The sequence below is a fragment of the Marivirga aurantiaca genome, from assembly GCF_016679925.1.
In the GTDB taxonomy this organism is placed as follows: domain Bacteria; phylum Bacteroidota; class Bacteroidia; order Cytophagales; family Cyclobacteriaceae; genus Marivirga; species Marivirga aurantiaca.
In genome coordinates, this window is the sequence record NZ_JAEQBW010000008.1 from 177861 (window position 1) to 197028 (window position 19168).

General features: G+C 37.5%; 16 protein-coding genes. 12 read left to right on the forward strand and 4 right to left on the reverse strand.

The features are described from left to right. Positions 1-6 precede the first annotated feature (6 nt). From JKA74_RS16010 to JKA74_RS16040, 8 genes are all read left to right on the forward strand, one after another. Positions 7-270, forward strand: a complete 264-nt coding sequence (locus JKA74_RS16010; protein WP_201432232.1) for a DUF4212 domain-containing protein — start codon at positions 7-9, stop codon at positions 268-270. A gap of 26 nt (positions 271-296) precedes the next feature. Continuing rightward, complete coding sequence (locus JKA74_RS16015) at positions 297-1991, forward strand: sodium:solute symporter family protein (protein WP_201432233.1); 1695 nt, start codon at positions 297-299, stop codon at positions 1989-1991. Between the two features lie 280 nt (positions 1992-2271). After that, complete coding sequence (locus JKA74_RS16020) at positions 2272-5055, forward strand: sensor histidine kinase (RefSeq protein ID WP_201432234.1); 2784 nt, start codon at positions 2272-2274, stop codon at positions 5053-5055. Further along, positions 5033-5392 carry a response regulator transcription factor gene (locus JKA74_RS16025; protein WP_201432235.1) on the forward strand — a complete coding sequence of 120 codons (360 nt, stop codon included), beginning with the start codon at positions 5033-5035 and terminating at the stop codon, positions 5390-5392. Before JKA74_RS16020 ends, JKA74_RS16025 begins: the two co-directional genes overlap by 23 nt. 16 nt (positions 5393-5408) lie before the next feature. After that, complete coding sequence (gene acs / locus JKA74_RS16030; protein ID WP_201432236.1) at positions 5409-7307, forward strand: acetate--CoA ligase; 1899 nt, start codon at positions 5409-5411, stop codon at positions 7305-7307. Further along, the gene (locus JKA74_RS20900; RefSeq protein ID WP_262895944.1) at positions 7307-7438 is read left to right on the forward strand and encodes a hypothetical protein; all 132 of its coding nucleotides are present in this window, start codon (positions 7307-7309) and stop codon (positions 7436-7438) included. Before acs ends, JKA74_RS20900 begins: the two co-directional genes overlap by 1 nt. Further along, positions 7431-9341, forward strand: a complete 1911-nt coding sequence (locus JKA74_RS16035; protein WP_201432237.1) for a DUF294 nucleotidyltransferase-like domain-containing protein — start codon at positions 7431-7433, stop codon at positions 9339-9341. The genes JKA74_RS20900 and JKA74_RS16035 overlap by 8 nt, the downstream gene beginning before the upstream one ends. A gap of 4 nt (positions 9342-9345) precedes the next feature. Continuing rightward, positions 9346-9966, forward strand: a complete 621-nt coding sequence (locus JKA74_RS16040) for a 3'-5' exonuclease (protein ID WP_201432238.1) — start codon at positions 9346-9348, stop codon at positions 9964-9966. A gap of 79 nt (positions 9967-10045) precedes the next feature. Here the strand turns inward: JKA74_RS16040 and JKA74_RS16045 are convergent, their stop codons facing one another. Then, positions 10046-11176 carry a PQQ-dependent sugar dehydrogenase gene (locus JKA74_RS16045; RefSeq protein ID WP_201432239.1) on the reverse strand — a complete coding sequence of 377 codons (1131 nt, stop codon included), beginning with the start codon at positions 11174-11176 and terminating at the stop codon, positions 10046-10048. Positions 11177-11616: 440 nt separating this feature from the next. Here JKA74_RS16045 and gcvT point away from each other — a divergent pair, with 440 nt between their 5' ends. The 3 genes from gcvT (at position 11617) to JKA74_RS16060 (ending at position 14692) form a co-directional block, all read left to right on the forward strand. Beyond that, positions 11617-12702 (forward strand): glycine cleavage system aminomethyltransferase GcvT, encoded by a 1086-nt coding sequence (gene gcvT, locus JKA74_RS16050; RefSeq protein ID WP_201432240.1) that lies wholly within the window; start codon positions 11617-11619, stop codon positions 12700-12702. Positions 12703-12776: 74 nt separating this feature from the next. Beyond that, the gene (locus tag JKA74_RS16055; protein WP_201432241.1) at positions 12777-13508 is read left to right on the forward strand and encodes a 2-phosphosulfolactate phosphatase; all 732 of its coding nucleotides are present in this window, start codon (positions 12777-12779) and stop codon (positions 13506-13508) included. Continuing rightward, the gene (locus JKA74_RS16060) at positions 13505-14692 is read left to right on the forward strand and encodes a class I SAM-dependent rRNA methyltransferase (protein ID WP_201432242.1); all 1188 of its coding nucleotides are present in this window, start codon (positions 13505-13507) and stop codon (positions 14690-14692) included. The genes JKA74_RS16055 and JKA74_RS16060 overlap by 4 nt, the downstream gene beginning before the upstream one ends. A gap of 270 nt (positions 14693-14962) precedes the next feature. On the opposite strand, the gene JKA74_RS16065 is transcribed toward JKA74_RS16060, so the two are convergent. The 3 genes from JKA74_RS16065 to JKA74_RS16075 form a co-directional block, all read right to left on the reverse strand. Next, on the reverse strand, positions 14963-15415 hold the full coding sequence (locus JKA74_RS16065) for an RrF2 family transcriptional regulator (protein ID WP_201432243.1): 453 nt from the start codon (positions 15413-15415) through the stop codon (positions 14963-14965). Positions 15416-15533: 118 nt separating this feature from the next. Then, positions 15534-15965 (reverse strand): DUF5606 family protein, encoded by a 432-nt coding sequence (locus tag JKA74_RS16070; protein WP_201432244.1) that lies wholly within the window; start codon positions 15963-15965, stop codon positions 15534-15536. A 210-nt stretch (positions 15966-16175) separates the two neighbouring features. Further along, on the reverse strand, positions 16176-17435 hold the full coding sequence (locus JKA74_RS16075; RefSeq protein WP_201432245.1) for an aspartate kinase: 1260 nt from the start codon (positions 17433-17435) through the stop codon (positions 16176-16178). A 77-nt stretch (positions 17436-17512) separates the two neighbouring features. On the opposite strand from JKA74_RS16075, the gene fbp reads away from it, so the two are divergent. Beyond that, entirely contained in the window at positions 17513-18496 is a 984-nt protein-coding gene (gene fbp, locus JKA74_RS16080) for a class 1 fructose-bisphosphatase (RefSeq protein ID WP_201432246.1), read from the forward strand. Positions 18497-19168: the final 672 nt, after the last annotated feature.

Consider the following 19168-nt stretch of genomic DNA (forward strand, 5'->3'; position numbering starts at 1 on the left):
ACAATTATGACTGAAAAACAAGCAAGTATGAAAGCCTATTGGAAGAGAAATCTTCGGTATTTACTCATTCTACTCATCATCTGGTTTATAGTGTCCTATGGCTTTGGGATTTTACTGGTTGAACCATTGAACACCATTAAAATAGCGGGATTTCCTCTCGGTTTTTGGTTCGCCCAGCAAGGGTCAATCTATGTTTTTGTAATTCTGATATTCGTGTACGTTCGTCTGATGAACAAGCTGGATAAGGAGTTTGATGTAGATGAAAAATAATTTTTAACACTCTAAAATCTTTAACGATGGATGTACAAATATGGACATATTTATTAGTGGGAGTCACTTTCGCTATTTATATAGGAATTGCTATCTGGTCAAGGGCCGGATCAACAAAAGAGTTTTATGTCGCAGGAGGAGGAGTTTCTCCTTTGGCTAACGGAATGGCAACGGCAGCCGATTGGATGTCAGCGGCTTCTTTCATTTCAATGGCAGGTATTATTTCTTTTGCCGGCTATGATGGTGCTGTTTACTTAATGGGCTGGACTGGTGGTTACGTATTGTTAGCCTTATTGCTTGCTCCTTATCTCAGGAAATTCGGAAAATTCACAGTGCCTGATTTTATTGGTGACAGATACTATTCCAATACGGCCAGAACTGTTGCGGTAATCTGTGCACTTTTTGTATCGTTCACTTATGTGGCGGGGCAAATGAGAGGTGTTGGTGTTGTATTTAGTCGCTTTCTGGAGGTTGATATCAATACCGGAGTTTACATAGGAATGGCTATTGTTTTCTTCTATGCAGTTTTAGGTGGCATGAAAGGAATTACTTATACGCAGGTGGCGCAGTATGTGATCCTTATTTTTGCATTTATGGTTCCTGCCATTTTTATATCTATACAGCTGACTGGCAATCCCATTCCTCAGTTGGGTTTTGGTTCAACTGTTACAGGTAGCGAAACCTATTTACTTGATAAATTGAATGGATTGCATGTGGAATTAGGTTTTGCCGAATATACCAGTGGATCTAAATCAATGATTGACGTTTTCTTTATTACTGCTGCATTAATGGTAGGTACAGCCGGTTTACCCCACGTAATCGTACGTTTTTTTACAGTGCCGAAAGTAAAAGATGCCCGTCTTTCTGCAGGCTATGCTTTAGTATTTATAGCTATTCTTTATACCAGTGCTCCTGCAGTGGCTGCTTTTGCAAGGACCAACCTCATTGAAACAGTAAGTAATAATAGTTACTCCAGCATGCCAGAATGGTTTAGAAATTGGGAGAAAACGGGACTACTTACTTTTAAAGATAAAAATAATGATGGAGTTATTCAATATGTGGCAAATGATGAAAGAAATGAATTGACCATAGACAGAGACATTATGGTGTTAGCTAATCCTGAAATTGCACAACTGCCTAACTGGGTGGTGGCACTGGTAGCAGCAGGAGGCCTTGCAGCGGCTCTTTCTACAGCAGCAGGTTTGCTTTTGGTGATTTCAACTTCTGTATCGCACGATTTGGTGAAAAAGCAGATTGCTCCTAATATTACCGATAGTGTGGAACTGTGGATTGCCAGGGGATCTGCTATTGTTGCAGTGGTTATAGCTGGCTACTTTGGTATTAATCCTCCGGGCTTTGTTGCCGCAGTGGTAGCACTTGCTTTCGGTTTGGCAGCAGCATCCTTTTTCCCTGCTATTATAATGGGTATATTCTACCAACGAATGAACAAGCAGGGAGCCATTGCGGGTATGATTTCAGGCTTATCCATCACGCTATTTTACATGATAGCATTTAAGTTTAATGCCTTTGGGGAAACCACTTCTGCTGATTGGTGGTTTGGGATTTCTCCGGAAGGATTTGGAACTGTAGGTATGGTCGTAAACTTTCTTGTATCATTTATAGTAAGTTCCATGACTCCACCTCCACCACAACATGTTATGGACATTGTGGATGATATCAGGTTTCCACGAGGAGCAGGAGTTGCACCTGACACTCATTAATAATTGTTAGATGGATTGCTAAAGAGAACAGTAAGTCTTTACTGTTCTCTTTATTTTTAGTAGATTGAATTACCATGGTATTAAGAGATACAGCAAAGAGATTGGCATTTATCAGTGTACTATTTATTATACTGTTCAATTTTCCATTTATTGCTGTTTTCAATACTTTTCAAAGCTATTTAGGGGTGCCTGTTTTATACCTGTACATGTTTATTGTATGGGTTTTATTCATTATTGTTCTCATTGTATTTATGAGAAAAAATATAAATAGCAACAGAAAATGATCAGCAATTGGGTAGTCATATTAATTTCTGTAGGTTACCTGATTTTATTGTTTCTGGTAGCCTATTTTGGTGAATACCGGGCGAAAAAAGGAAAAAGTTTATTAAAAAACCCTTACATCTACGCCTTAAGTCTGGCTGTTTACTGTACCGCCTGGACCTATTATGGATCAGTGGGAAATGCTGCTGAGTCGGGCTTGAACTTCCTGGCTACTTACATTGGGCCTACACTACTGGCCCCCATCTGGTGGTTGATCTTTAAAAAAATCATCAGAATAAGCAAAGTCTACAGAATTACCACTATTGCGGATCTTATTTCAACACGGTATGGTAAATCAGTTGCGCTGGGTAGACTTGTGGCTATATTCTGTGTGTTAGGAATTATTCCTTATATCTCTATTCAGTTGAAAGCGATCTCTTCCAGCTTTCAAATGGTATCTGGTTCAAATTTGGTAAGCAGTTCGGATGCTGCAATTTCCGGTCATATTTTTAATGATTATACGCTTTATATCACCATAGGCCTTGCATTTTTCACCATCCTATTTGGCACCAGAAATATAGATGCCACAGTAAAACAGGAAGGGATGGTAACCGCCATTGCTTTTGAGTCAATTTTAAAACTGGTAGCTTTCTTAGTAGTCGGCTTTTTTATCACTTTCGTGGTTTTTGATGGCTTTAGTGATATTTTCTCTCATGTAGAGAATGATCCATCACTTAGCGGTTTAACTACTTTAGATTCCAATGGCGGTTATTCAGAGTGGTTTTGGCTCAACATGTTGTCAATGATGGCATTTATGTTTTTACCGAGGCAATTCCATGTTTCCATTAAAGAAAATACGAGTGAAAAACACCTGGATAAAGCTATATGGCTGTTTCCTCTCTACCTTTTGGTGATCAATATTTTTGTAATACCTATTGCTTTTGCAGGGAAAGTAATGTTTTCCGGGCAGAGTGAAGTTTTATCAGATACTTTTGTCCTAGCCATTCCTATTTTACTCTCTCAGGATTTTCTTGCCATATTTGTTTATTTAGGAGGTTTTGCTGCCGGTACCAGTATGGTTATAGTTTCTACAATTGCCCTCAGTATCATGATCAGTAACAACCTGATTTTTCCTTATTTGGTGAGTAATAAACAATTCACCAGATTTAATAAAGGCAATTTTAGCAGGTTTTTATTGAATATCCGCAGGGCAAGCATACTTCTGGTTTTACTATTAAGCTATGCGTACTACAGTTTAATAAGTTTTCGTTTTTCAATTGTTTCCATTGGTTTAATTTCATTTGTAGCGGTAGCGCAATTTGCTCCTGCGGTAATTGGAGGTATTTTCTGGAAAGAAGGAAATAAAAAGGGGGCAATAAGCGGTTTGGTTGCGGGCTTTACTATTTGGTTTCTATTCCTGGTATTGCCTACTATTGACCAGACGGGATTTATTTCTTTCCTTATTCAAAATGATAAACTTTTTAATTTTATTCCTTTAGCAGATGGACAGGCTTTTGGTTTGCCAATGAATAAAATTCCGGCTTCACTTTTTTGGAGTTTGCTAATCAATACTTCATTGTATGTTTTCCTATCTCTCAGGTTTATGCAAAGCTCTAAAGAGAGAAATCAGGCAGAGGTATTTGTAGATGTATTCAAATATTCCAAAGAGTTTGAATCAACTATGGTCTGGAAGGGAACAGCTTATGTTCAGGACATTGAAGAATTGCTAACTCATTTTGTGGGTGTTCGAAAAACCAAAGAAATTCTGAAAGAGTATGAGTATAAGTATAATTTAAGCCTGAAAAAGGAAGACAGGGCAGATTCTAAATTGGTAAACTCAGTAGAAAGAACTTTAGCCGGTCTGATTGGCTCTTCTTCTGCCCGGCTTTTAATTAGTACCACCCTAAAAGAGGAGGAGATATCCACCAAAGAAGTGCTTGATATTTTGAAAGAAACACAGCAGATTGTGATTGTAAATAAACAATTGAAAGAAAAGTCACAGGCGCTGGAAGAGGTTACAAAGGAATTATTTAGCAGTAATGAGAAGCTGAGGAAAATGGATCATACAAAAGATGAATTTATCAGTACAATAACGCACGAAATGAGAACTCCGATAACTTCTATTAGAGCCTTTTCAGAGATTTTGCATGACAATAGTGATATTTCTTTAGGTGATAAACAACAGTTTCTGAATACCATCATAAAGGAAACAGAGCGAATGGACAGGCTTATTTCCCAGGTATTGGATCTGGAAAAGTTTAATAGCGGCAAACAGGAATTTCATTTGGAATATTTAAAAATTAATGAATTAATACTAGAGGCCATTCAATCCGTTCAAACATTATTAGAACAAAGAGGTATTGAATTAACTACTAAGCTGGAAGAAAGCAGTGAATATATCTATGGGGATAATGACAGGTTAATTCAGGTTTTGCTTAATTTAATTTCTAATGCGATTAAATTTTGCGATGCTAAAGCTGGAAAAATACAAATAGTTAGTAAGCAGGTAGAGGGTAATTTTGTGGTGGAAGTAATAGATAATGGGAAGGGAATTATGAAGGAAATTCAACATTCCATTTTTGACGTATTTTATCAGGCACCGGATCAAACACGAAAGAAGCCAAAAGGAAGTGGTTTAGGTTTAAGTATTTGTAAGAAAATTATTGAATACCATCATGGGAAAATTTGGGTGGAAAGCAATGAACAGCATGGTTCGAAATTTATTTTCACACTCCCCGCAAAATTAAATAAAAGTTTAACAGAGCAGCAAAGTTATTTGAATGAAGAAAATTTTAATAGTTGACGATGAACCTAATATTTTATTGTCCCTTGAGTTCCTTATGAAAAAGGAAGGGTATGAAGTTTTTATTGCCCGAAATGGAAGAGAAGCCATTGAAATTGTGAAAAAGGAACTACCTGATGCATTAATCCTTGACATTATGATGCCAGAAGTGGATGGTTTTGAGGTATGCGAGTTTATTAAAAAAAATAACAAGACAGCCCACATTAAAGTGGTGTTTCTTACAGCAAAAGCAAAAGATTCAGATATTCAAAAAGGCCTTTCAGTAGGAGCTGATCTGTACCTGAAAAAGCCTTTTTCAACCAAAGAATTAGTAAAAAAAGTAAATGAGATTTTTTAATTAAAATATAAAAATTATGAGCGATAAAATTCACACCTTAAGCGGCTATATTCATGAGTATCAGAGAAGTGTGCAGGATCCGGAAGGCTTTTGGGCACGTATTGCAGACTCCTTTCACTGGCAGAAGAGATGGGATAAGGTATTGGACTGGAATTTTGATGGCCCGGATGTTAAGTGGTTTGTAAATGGCAAGTTGAATATTACTGAAAACATTTTCGAGAAAAACCTTTATACTTTGGGAGATAACCCGGCTATTATCTGGGAACCTAATGATCCCAAAGAAAACAATCGCACTTTAACCTACAAAGAACTTTTTCATAAAGTCAATCAATTCGCCAATACTTTAAAAGCAAACGGAGTAAAAAAAGGTGATAGAGTAATTATTTATATGCCCATGGTGCCTGAAGCCGCAATTGCCATGCTTGCATGTGCCCGTATTGGAGCAGTTCATTCGGTAGTATTTGCAGGTTTTTCTGCCAATGCTTTGGCTGATCGTATCATTGATTGTCATGCTAAAATGATATTGACTTCCGATGGCAATTACAGAGGCGCGAAATCAATTCCTGTAAAAGCTGTGGTAGATGAAGCCATTGAGAAAACCTCGGGGATTGTTGAAAGTGTTATCGTTTATAAGCGAACCGGTGATGAAGTAGAAATGAAAGCAGGCCGTGATATCTGGTGGCATGAGGCTATCAAAGGGCAATCGGAAGAAAATAAGGCAGAAGTTATGGACGCTGAGGACATGCTTTTTATCCTTTATACCTCTGGTTCAACAGGCAAACCTAAAGGAGTGGTGCATACTACTGGCGGCTACATGGTTTACACAAAATACTCATTCGAAAACGTATTTCAATATCAGCCCGGAGATATATATTGGTGCACAGCCGATGTGGGATGGATTACCGGACATTCTTATATTGTTTATGGTCCATTGTTGGCAGGTGCCACCACCTTAATGTTTGAAGGAGTACCCACTTACCCTGATGCAGGAAGGTTTTGGGAAATTGTAGCTAAATATAAAGTAAATCAATTTTATACCGCACCAACAGCCATCCGGGCACTGCAAGCTTTTGGAACTGAACCTACCGAAAAACATGATTTGAGTTCTTTGAAAGTAATTGGCTCAGTGGGAGAACCCATTAATGAAGAGGCCTGGCATTGGTATCACTCGCACATAGGGAAAATGAAATGTCCGGTAGTAGATACATGGTGGCAAACAGAAACTGGTGGAATTATGATTTCACCTATTGCAGGAGTAACACCCACTAAACCTTCTTACGCTACATTGCCATTGCCCGGTGTTCAATTGATGATAGTAGATCAGGAGGGAAAGGAGTTGAAAGGAAATAGTGTGCAAGGAAACCTTTGTATAAAATTTCCATGGCCAAGTATTTTAAGAACCACTTACGGAGATCATGAAAGATGTAAACAGACATATTTTTCTACTTATAAAGGCATGTATTTCACAGGAGATGGAGTAAAACGGGATGAAGATGGCTATTATAGAATATTAGGAAGAGTTGATGATGTAATTAATGTTTCAGGCCACAGAATGGGTACCGCTGAAGTAGAAAATGCCATTAATGAGCACCCTAAAGTGATAGAGTCTGCTGTGGTAGGTTATCCACATGAAGTAAAAGGGCAGGGAATATATGCTTATGTGATTTGTGATTTGGAAAACAGAACAGAAGCCAACCTGGTGAATGAAATCAGTGAGACAGTTAGAAATATCATTGGGCCGATTGCTAAGCCTGATAAAATTCAAATTGTTTCTGGATTGCCTAAAACCCGTTCCGGTAAGATCATGAGAAGGATTTTGAGGAAAATTGCAGAGGGTGATACCAGCAACTTAGGCGATACATCCACTTTGCTTAACCCGGAAGTTGTAGAAGAAATAAAAAAAGGCGCCAAATAATGTCTGGAGTATTCATCTCCAAATGCCTGGCGGTAAGGAGTTTTGCGGTAGTGCTGTTTTTACTATGGATATGTAAATACTTAAATGACGAAAAACTCAGAGATCATAAAAAGATGAAGGCAGATGGCTAATATTATTTCTTCTAAAATAGCTGATTTTATTGTACGATTTCCTCCTTTTGATAGCTTAAAGACTGATGAAATAAGCAGCTTAAGCGAAGAGGCCGAGGTACTCTATTTTAAAAAAGGAGAATCAGTTTTTAAGCATAAGGAAAAAGCCAGGCCCTTTATTTATTTCCTGAAAGAAGGCCAGGTGCTGTTACGTGAAACTGTTGATGCTCAAAAAAAACTGATAGATATCTGTGATGAGGGCGAGTTGTTTGGTGTAAGAGCCATGCTGACTGGCAATCCTTATGTTTTCGAAGCATTTTGTCAGGAAGAATCTCTGGTGTATGCTTTTCCTCTTTCTGTTTTCAAGCCAATAGTGGAGTCAAACAATAATGTAAGTTTGTTTTTTGCTTCAGGATTGGCTTCCGGTCAAAAACCTACCGGACTTAATACCCTCTACAGACAAAGCGATCCAGATAAGGTTTCTGATTTCTTAAGCTGGCAAAAACCATTGGAAGAGTTAAGCGAGCCACTTCTGCTTGTGAAATCCAATACTACTATAAAATCAGCTGCACTTGAAATGACAGCTAAAGCATCCAATGGTATAGTAGTAACCAATGAGGAAGGGAAAGCTGTTGGAATTGTTACTGACACTGATTTTAGGGCAAAAGTAGCCGGAGGGACATTTTCCATTGAGGATCCTGTTTCCACAATAATGTCTACTAATTTAATTGCGAAGCAGTTGGGGCTTCCCCTGGCTGAATACCTGATAAGCATGCTGAAGCATAATATTAAACATTTGCTTATTACTAAAGAGGAAGAGGTGGTAGGTGTTTTCAGTCAGCAAACTTTATTTTCACATCTGCAATTCAATCCATTTTCTATTTTATATAATATCGAGTCTGCTGAAAATGTAGAAAAATTATGCTTTCATAGAAATAATGTAGATCATTTCTTAAGATATTATCTTGAGCAAAATATCAAAACAGCTGTTATTTCTCAACTCATTACCACGATTAACGATGCACTCATTAAAAAAGCTATTCAATTCTCTTTAGCTGCACTGGATGAAGAGAAATATTATAGACCTGATGTTCCTTTTGCCTGGATTTCTTTAGGGAGTGAAGGAAGAGAAGAGCAATTGTTACGGACAGATCAGGATAATGCACTCATTTTTGGGAATGTAAATGCTGCGCAGTTAAATTATACACGAGAATACTTTATTCAGTTGGCCAGGCGAGTAAATGGTATTCTTTTTCAGGCAGGATTTGCTTATTGCCCTGCCAACATGATGGCCAGAAATCCTGATTGGTGTCTGAGCATTTCTGAATGGAAAAATCGCTTTGAAGGGTGGATTCACTCCCCCGAAAAAGAAGCACTTTTGCTATCTACTATTTTTTTCGATTACAGATATATTTATGGTGAAGAGGAGTTGGTTCAAATGTTGAATAGTTTCCTTAAAAACGAAGTGCAATCCCATAAAATTTTTCTGAATTTTCTGGCAAAAAATGCCACAAAAAATCCCGCACCACTAAGCTTCTTTAAAAATTTTGTAGTGGAAAGATCAGGTGTGCACAAAGAAGAATTTGATTTGAAAGCCAGGGCTTTAATGCCCCTGACTGATATTGCACGGGTTTTATGCCTTGAGGCAGGAAATGTCACCATTAAAAACACAGTTGAGCGATATCGCTTTTTAGCTGAGCAAGACAAATCACGCAAAGAGCTATACCTGCAAGCAGCGCAAGCCTATGAATTCCTGATGCATTTCCGGGCTTCAGAAGGAATCAGAAACAATGATTCGGGTCGTTTTATTCTTATAAAACAAATTTCAAAGTTCGATAGGCAGGTTTTAAGGAACTCCTTTGAACCTATTAATGAGCTACAGCAAATGATTGAATTAAGGTTTCAACTAAATTATTTTTCCTGAAAAAATGAAATTTAACTTTTGGAGAAATAGTAAGAAAACCAATTATCCGGAAGAAATAACCAATTATTTCGCAGTCAACAAACCCGGAGTTGAAGCAGATACCTCTTATGTAGTGTTTGATACTGAGTCTTCCTCGCTCACTATATCTAGTGCGCAATTATTGTCAATTGGAGCTGTAAAAGTAAAGGATAACAGCATTGCATTGAGGGAGACTTTTGAATGTTTTATTCATACTGGAAAATCAGGAGTTAAGGGAAATGTGCACATTCATGAAATTATGGCTACAGGAAAAGAGGAGAAAAAGGAAGTTAAGGAAGCACTTCTTGAATTCCTGGATTTCATTGGAAATGCTGTTTTAGTAGCACACCATGCAAAACATGATGTTGGTTTAATTAACAGATATTTATCCGAAAATTTTCCTGGAGTTCGCTTGGTCAATCAAGTGATAGATACTGCTAATCTTGCTATTGAAAATGATCGTAAGAAAGATACTTCAATTAAAATAGAGCCCGAAAACTACTCTTTAGATGCACTTTTGAAGCGATATAGCATAGAAGCTTTAGAAAGGCACACAGCCCTTGGGGATGCTTTTTCCACTGCTTTGCTTTTTCTTAAAATGAAATAACACCTACGCTAATAGTTTTTCAGAGCTTTTCTAAAGTTTTGAACTTTGAAAAGTTCCACTGCTTAGAGTGGAGTACGTACTATTTTATGTAACTTATCCTATACACCATACCACCAGAATCATCAGTAATAAACAACGAACCATCAGGATGTTGAGCCACGCCAACAGGTCTGCCAAATTGACTTTTATTATTTTCAGCCAGGAAACCACTTAAGAAATCTTCAAATTCCCGTGGCTGGCCATCTTTAAATTTAATCCTTACCACTTTGTAACCCACAGGTGTCTCCCGGTTCCAGGAGCCATGCAAGGCAAGAAAAGCATCATTCTGATACCCTTTAGGAAACATATCTCCTTCATAAAATATCATATCCATGGGCGCTGAATGCGCAGTAAGAAATAATAATGGTTCAGTGGATTTAGCAGCATACTCCTCGTATGACATATTGGGAGGTTCGTCTGCGGGGTTGAATTGGCTGTCATCATAAATATAGGGCCATCCGTAGTCATTGTCTTTTTCGATTTTATTAAGCTCTTCCTTTTGGTCATCATCTCCCAGCCAGTCTATACCGTGATCCATGCCATATAATTCACCTGTTTCGGGATGCCAATCAAAGCCTATTGTGTTCCTTAAACCTTTTGTAAATATTTCAAGCTTCGATCCGTCCTTATTGGCTCTTAATATTGTCGCATTTTTATCACTGGTTTCATCACAGGCATTGCATGTACTGCCCACTGAAATATACAACTTATCATCAGGCCCAATGGCAAGTGTTCTGTTCGGGTGCTGTCCACCTTCCGGGAGGCCCTCAATAATTATTTCCGGTTCATCTATAGTTCCATCTTCTTTGATATTAGCTACATAAACAGTGGCTACAGTTATTAAAAACATTCGATTGCCGTCAATGGCAATGCCATGTAATTGATCTTTGTTCCATATAGGTTGTTGGCTATCAGCTTTTCCGTCCCCGTTCGTGTCCCTCAACATCATCAGGTCATTATCCTCTCGCCTGGTGATGTATATTGTTCCATCATCCGATATTTTAATAATCCTGGGTTTATTTAAAGATTCTGCAAACACATTTATTTGAAAACCTTTAGGCAATTTCAGATTAGAAATATTTTCATTTGTAGGCTTAAGTGCAGTGGGTTTAAAAATATGGCCGTCAATTTTTTTATCTACGGGTTTAATTTCCTGTTGGCCGTAACTCATAAAGCAGGTTAGGATGGAAGGGAGGAAGAATAGTAAGAGGAAACTCTGCGAAAAGGCTTTTATTATTTTAAAAAAATGGCGATTGTGGATATATGCTGTCATAAAAAATAGTTTAAGGTTGATAGCTGATTTTTTAAGGGTTCTTATATTTTTAGATACGATGGTATGATTTGGAATGTTGAAGTTTTGGAGCTTTAGTTTTTGGTATCTGTAGTTGTTTTTCCATACTATAATTGAGTAATTGAATCGCTCCTGCTGCCCACTTACTGATAAAATCCTAGTCATGCTGTAGTATCACCTTTTCCAAAAGTTTAATCTCCCCCAATCCCCTTCCAAAATCGGTTTATTTCCATACTTTTGCAGTCTGAAAGTGTTAATAGTAAAGCAGTCAGGTTGTAATCATCCGGCTGGTTTTAAAATCCAATAAATATCATCATACTATGGAATTGAAAAAAGTAGCTTTAAACGATGTACACGAACAATTAGGGGCTAAAATGGTGCCCTTTGCAGGTTATAATATGCCGGTTTCCTACTCAGGATTGATAGAGGAACACAAGACAGTTCGTGAGGCTGTCGGTATTTTTGATGTTTCTCATATGGGGGAATTCCTTGTGAAAGGTCCAAAAGCATTAGAGTTGGTTCAAAAAGTCTGTAGTAATGATGCCTCAAAACTTACAGAAGGAAAAGCACAATATGCTTACCTCCCTAATGATAAAGGTGGAATTGTAGATGATTTATTGGTTTATTATATCAGGGAAAATGAATATTTGTTAGTAGTAAATGCTTCTAACATTGAAAAGGACTGGAACTGGATTTCTAAGCAGAATGAGTCCATTGGAGCAGAGATGAGAAATATTTCTGATGACTTTTCCCTTTTTGCTGTGCAAGGTCCTAAAGCTACTGAAGCACTACAAAAGCTTACTTCTGTTAACTTATCTGAGATCAAATTTTATACTTTTGAGGTAGGTGATTTTGCAGGAGCAGAATACGCTATCATTTCGGCCACCGGTTATACAGGCGCAGGTGGTTTCGAGATTTACGTGCATAATAAAGACGCAGTTTCCATCTGGAATAAAATAATGGAAGCTGGTAAAGAATTTGGTATTAAGCCGATTGGGTTAGGAGCAAGGGATACTTTAAGAATGGAAATGGGCTATTGCTTATATGGAAATGACATTGATGATACCACTTCTCCTTTAGAGGCAGGCTTGGGCTGGGTCACTAAATTCACTAAGGATTTTGTGAACAGTGAAAACCTTAAAAAACAAAAAGAAGAAGGCGTTAAACGTAAATTAGTGGGCTTCCACATGATCGATAGGGGTATTCCACGCCACGGATATGAAATTTTGGATGCTGAAGGTAATACGATCGGACATGTAACTTCCGGGACACAGTCTCCCAACCTGGGCCATGGAATAGGGCTGGGTTATGTGGAAAAAGAATTTGCCGCTCCCGAAACAGAAATTTATATAGCCGTAAGAAAGAATAAAATTAAGGCGGTAGTGAAGAAATTGCCTTTGATTTAATAGCTGATTATAAATATTATCAATATTTTTTGAAAACCGGCTAAATATCCGGTTTTCAGCTTTATATACCAATTATGACTCAAGACGTACACCACACCAAATCCATTGATGTTTGCCTTACTCCGGAATTGTTACATCAATATAGTTTGGATAATAAAATTGCAGTGATTGTTGATATCCTCCGAGCTACATCCTGCATGGTAACAGGCCTGGCCCATGGAGTAAAAGAGATAGTACCTGTTTCTACGCTGGAGGAATGCCTGGCATTACAAAGCCAAGGCTATTTAGCCGCTGCGGAACGTGATGGCTCAAGGGCGGAAGGTTTTGATATGGGCAATTCTCCTTTTGAGTATATGAAGGAAAGAGTGGTGGGCAAAAAAGTAGCTGTGACTACTACCAATGGCACTTTGACCTTGAATAAAAGTTTAGATGCGAAAGAAATATTGATAGGTGCATTTTTAAATATTGCTGCCCTTACAGAATACCTCAAATTGCAAGAGGAGGATATAATTATAGTTTGTGCAGGCTGGAAAGGGAAGTTTAATCTGGAGGACACCTTATTTGCTGGAGCTTTATGCCATGCATTGAAAAATGATTTTGAATTTGCTTGCGATGCGCCATTGGCAGCGGAAGCCATGTACCTGACTGCCAAAAATGATATGGCTTCTTATATGAAGAATTCCGCACATGCAAAAAGGCTGGGCAAATTGAATGTAATTGATGACATTGAGTTCTGTATTCAGGAAAGTATTTATGATGTTATTCCCGTATTATATGGTGAATCTTTAGTTCCTTTGCGCCAATGAACTACCCAACTATTATCCTTAAAAAAGGAAAAGAAAAATCTTTAGAACGTTTCCATCCCTGGATTTTCTCCGGAGCCATACAAGAGCTGCCGGAAAATTTGGCTGAAGGTGACTTTGTTCAGGTGAGAAACCATTCTAAAAAACTAATAGGAGTGGGCTATTATCAGGCAGGGTCCATCAGTGTGAGAATGCTAAGCTTTAAAGAGGAAGAAATCAATGAGGCTTTCTGGGAAAGAAAATTACTACAGGCTATTGAGTTACGTAAAGTGGCCGGTCTTTGGAAGAATGAGGAAACAAATGTTTTCCGCTTGATCAATGGAGAAGGGGACGGATTTCCTTCACTAATAGTTGATTATTATGATGGTTGTGTAGTCTTTCAAGCCCATACTGTCGGCATGTACCGCATAAAAGATGTCTTTGTAAAAATACTACAAAAGGTTTTAAGCGATCAATTGAAAGCGGTGTATGATAAAAGTGGGCACACATTGGCATTTGATTCAGGAATTACACATCAGGATGCTTTCCTTTTTGGGGAAGAAAAAGAAGAATGGAGGGTTAAGGAATACGGGAATGAATACAATATAAATGTAGTAACAGGACAGAAAACCGGTTTTTTTGTTGACCAGCGTGAAAACAGAAAGCTTCTTGAAACCTACAGCCGAGGCAAAAAAGTGCTAAATACTTTCTGTTATTCAGGAGGGTTTTCAGTAGCGGCACTTAAAGCAGGTGCTGAATTAGTTCATAGTGTGGATAGCTCTAAAACAGCCATTGAGCTGACTGATGAAAATATCAAATTGAATTTTGATGAGAATGCTTCGCATGAATCGTTTTGCAAAGATGTATTTTCATTTCTGAATGAAATGCCCGAGCAGTATGATGTGATTGTTTTAGATCCTCCTGCTTTTGCCAAACACAGGCGTGTGTTGAACAATGGTTTAAAAGGCTATCGGAACATCAACGAAAAAGCTTTCAGAAATATTAAAGAAGGCGGAGTGCTGTTTACCTTCAGTTGCTCTCAGGTTGTTACCAATGAGTTATTCCGAATAGCTGTATTTTCTGCAGCAGCAAGTGCAGGCAGGGAAGTACAGATTATCCATCAGTTGCATCAGCCAGCCGACCATCCGGTAAGTATTTACCACCCTGAGGGCGAGTATTTGAAAGGCCTGGTTTTAAGGGTATGGTGATTGACGAGTAATAGAATTGACAATAGATAAAAATTCCAGTTGACAAAGAGGGGAAGAACCGCCACAGATTGATGCGCCAGTGGTGAGTGGACACACTCACCACAGAATTAGTGGCTAAAAGATAACAAATTAATGTCATCCTGAACTTAATTCAGGCTCTTGGTCTTAGAGTTCCAGAATAAAAGGAACGTACTCCGATTAACTGGGTGCCGGATCAAGTCCGGCATGACAAAAAAAATGGAATTATAACCTTCAATTAAGGTTCGAAACTCAATCGTTTTTCTTCGACTGAATTCTCTCGTTTTTCTCTTCAGTTCTTACAATAGAAGCCAGAGTGGCTCCTTTCAGGCGTTTGACGGTCTCATTTCTAATGTCTAAAAACACTTCACGGATACCGCAGGTTTCCTCATCAGTACATTCATCGCACCTCTCATAGTATTTGTAAGTAACGCAGGGGAGCAAAGCTACAGCACCATCAAATAAGCGCATAATCTCAGCCATATGAACCTTTTCAGGAGCTTTATTCAAAGAATAACCTCCATATTTGCCTTTCTTGCTAATTAATATTTCAGCTTTTTTAAGCTCAAGAAGAATGGCTTCCAGAAATTTGTGAGGAATGTTCTGTTCTTTCGCAATTTGGCCAATAGCTATAGGGGCATCTTTGGAATTTTTCACCAAATAGACTAGTGCGTTAATGGCGTATTTTGCTTTTTTTGATAACATCAATAGAATCTTTAATTAAGTCCTGAATAACTTTATTGAAGTAAATGAAGTTCAGGACCTTAATTAAATAGCTGTTTTAATTTATAATTTTAAGGAGCATTTTAAATAAAATCAAATACTATTTTTCACCCTTCTTGTCTTCTTGTTTGCTTTTCTTTTCCAGCACTTCAGGAGCTTCTCTACGGATAATCTCATACCAACCAATGATTTTCTTTACATCGGATGGATATACCTGATTTTCATCATAATTGGGCAAAATATGTTTTAAAAACGCCATGATTTCTTCCTTGGAGGCATTATTATCTATCCCGGTATCATCACCGAATTCCTTATTGATAGTAATTAGTACATCCTGCAAAGGAACATTTCCTTCTGCATCAGTGGTGTAAACCGATATTTCATCTAAAATAGAAACCCTGTCATGCGCATGGGCAATTAATTTCTTCTTCTGATTATCCAAAGATTCTAATATTACTCCCGTTCTGGAAGGTTTTACTACTTTGTATAATCCGCTTTTTCCTGTAACTGATGCAATTTCGTTTAACTCCATATCCTGTTTAGCTGTTTTTCAAAAACGAATTTAGCTGTTTACTATCCATTTATACAAATTAGTAGGGATGTTTATGGTTGAAATTCTTCATAATGTGAGTTGGATTAATAGATAATGGCGGCCCCACACAAGCAGGAACATTTTAATTGGGTTTTAGCGTAAATTTAAATCGAACTGAGGTGGAATGTAAGATTTGAAATCAAGTTATCTCTATTTAGGCTTCACCACCATCTGGAAATTCTTCCTGGTCTTTTGCTCCAGGTAAATTTTTCTCTCGTGTTTGATGTCGCTAATCAAGCTTTCTTCATAGTTTTTAATGGTAATTAGCTCCAGTTCTTTATTATATAATATATCAAAATCGTTTTCCAGATGTTTTAGGAGCTTTTCTAATTTGTACCAATCATCATTCACACAAATTGAGAATGAGATGGCAGAGTTTTGCATCATATTGATTTTGATATTGAATTGATCAAGAGAAGTGAAAATTCTGGATAGGTTGTTCTCATTGATGAAAGTAAAATCTGTTACCTGGAAAGTGATAAGACATTGTTTCTCTTTAATAATGATACAGGGAATATGATTCTGAATTTGGCAATCGTAGATGATGGTACCGCTTCTGTCAGGATCCTGGAATGAGCGTACATATAATGGGATATTTTTATTTGCCAGAGGTTTAATGGTTTTGGGATGGATCACCGAAGCTCCATAATAAGTCATCTCAGCAGCTTCTTTATAGGAAAGTTCCTCATATAATTTTGCATCGGCTATTTTCTTTGGATCAGCATTTAATATACCGGGTACATCTTTCCAGATTGTGACGGATTTAGTGTTCAGGCAGTAAGCAAAAATAGCTGCCGTAAAATCAGAACCTTCCCTTCCCAGTGTGGTAATATCGCTGTTTTTGTTTGACCCAATAAACCCCTGAGTGATGACAATGTCTTTTTCTTTAAAAGCTTTATTTACTTCGGAAAAGATTTTTCTTTCTGAAGTAGCCCAATCAATAGAGGCATCCCTAAAAGTACTATCAGTTTTGATCCATTCATTAGCATCATATTTTTTGGCTAAAAAATTTTCCTGTTGAAGGAATGCCTCAATGATTATTGAGGAAATAAACTCTCCATTTGAAATCACCCTGTCGTAAGAAGCATCATAATTTTGATTATTTGTTCCTGACAAATTCTCATGAAGTATAGCTAATTGGTTTTTTAGCTTATCAACAATCACTACCGACTCAATGAATAAATCCTGAATGATTGTATGATGATACTGATAAAAATCATTTAAAAGTACTGCAGTGCTCTTTTTATCGAGATGTGCATGCAGGATTGCTTCCAGGGCATTGGTCGATTTTCCCATTGCAGATACTACTACTACTAATTTTTCTTTCGGGAAACGTTTCAGAATATGAGCCATATTACGTACTGCACTTGCATCCTTTATGGATGCCCCTCCAAATTTAAAAACCTGCATAAAATTTCTTTTCTGTCTTGAATCAGCAAATTAAGTCGCAATTTTTATAATTTAGCGCAATAGTAAAAATTTATACCATGCAAAACAGAATTGCTACTCCTGTAGGCATCACATTAGATCGATTTATCAAGAAAAAGCAAAACGATTTCGCCTTTGCAACAGGTGAATTATCTCAATTATTGAGAGATATTGCCCTGGCTGGGAAAATTATCCACAGAGAGGTAAATCGAGCTGGCTTATTGAGTATTAGCGGGGCATATGGCACCGAAAATGTTCAAGGAGAGGAACAACAGAAGTTGGATGTGATTGCTAATATCCGTTTTATTCGTGCCTTGAAAAATGGAGGGGAAGTTTGTGCGATTGTTTCTGAGGAAGATGAGGAAATATTGGATGTTCAAAATCCGAATGGGAGGTATATAGTGGCAATGGATCCTTTAGATGGTTCTTCGAATATAGATGTAAACGTCTCAATAGGTACAATTTTCTCCATTTTCAGGAGAGTATCTCCTGTGGGTGGTCCCGTTAGCCAGGAGGATGTACTACAAAAAGGCTCGGAACAAGTAGCCGCAGGTTATTTGCTATATGGCTCTTCTACAATGATGGTGTATACTACAGGAAGGGGAGTGAATGGCTTTACTTATGATCCTTCCCTGGGCGAATTCTTCCTCTCCCATGCCAATATCCGTATCCCAAAAGACGGAAATATTTATTCCATTAATGAGGGTAGCTATGAAAGCTTCGAACCTCATGTGATAAAATATATCAAGTTTTGCAAGAAGCAAAATTATACCGCAAGATACATTGGTTCGTTAGTGGCAGATTTTCATCGTAATTTGCTAAAAGGAGGAATTTATATTTACCCGGCTAATAAAAAATCTGTTAATGGAAAACTTAGGTTGAATTATGAATGCAATGCTTTAGCTTTCATATGTGAACAAGCAGGAGGCAAGGCAACAGATGGTAAACAGCGTATCCTGGACATTCAACCTAAATCCTTGCACCAGAGAGTTCCTTTTTATGTTGGTTCTACCAACATGGTAGATGCTGCTACAGCTGACTAGATACAGGAATTTCCTCATATCTGTAAGTTTTTTTACTGTTTTGAGTAGGTGTATTAGTATGAATATTGCCTTCGTCTTAAAACTTGCGACCTAATTTTTCTTTCGGCAGATTCTCACAACCAGCTGGGACTATACTCTCTTTTAGCTACTCGATGAATGCTAATTTTAACTGTGCTTTGGTGTAAAAGTAATCTTTACCCTTCTTACTTAGCCCTCTTTTTAAAAACGGTTGTTTTCTCGTTTAAAAATTGAATTATTCTAATAATCATTATTCTTTTGCCCTCTCTTCCTTTTTATTAATATTTTTTTAAAAAATATAGACTTTTGTAAATACTTATAAATCAGGTTTTTATATTTTTTTAATGAAAAAATGTATTAATCAATTAGTAAGTGGCGCTATTTTTTCGATGAATTTTGTAAAGCGCCCGATAAAAAAAATTGCTTTATGAATTTTAAATATTAATTTGGTGCAACAATATTCTATTATAATCATAAAAATTAATTTTTTTTAAACTAAAAAGAAGACTATGAAGAAACTAGTAATGCTTTTTGCTGGAATTCTGATGGCATCGGGACCTGTATTTGCCCAGAGCGAGAGCTCGGGGGAAAGTAGTTCCGGAGGCGCAGGTTCCGGTGATTTGCTCATCGAATTAACAGGTTCCCCCTTTAATA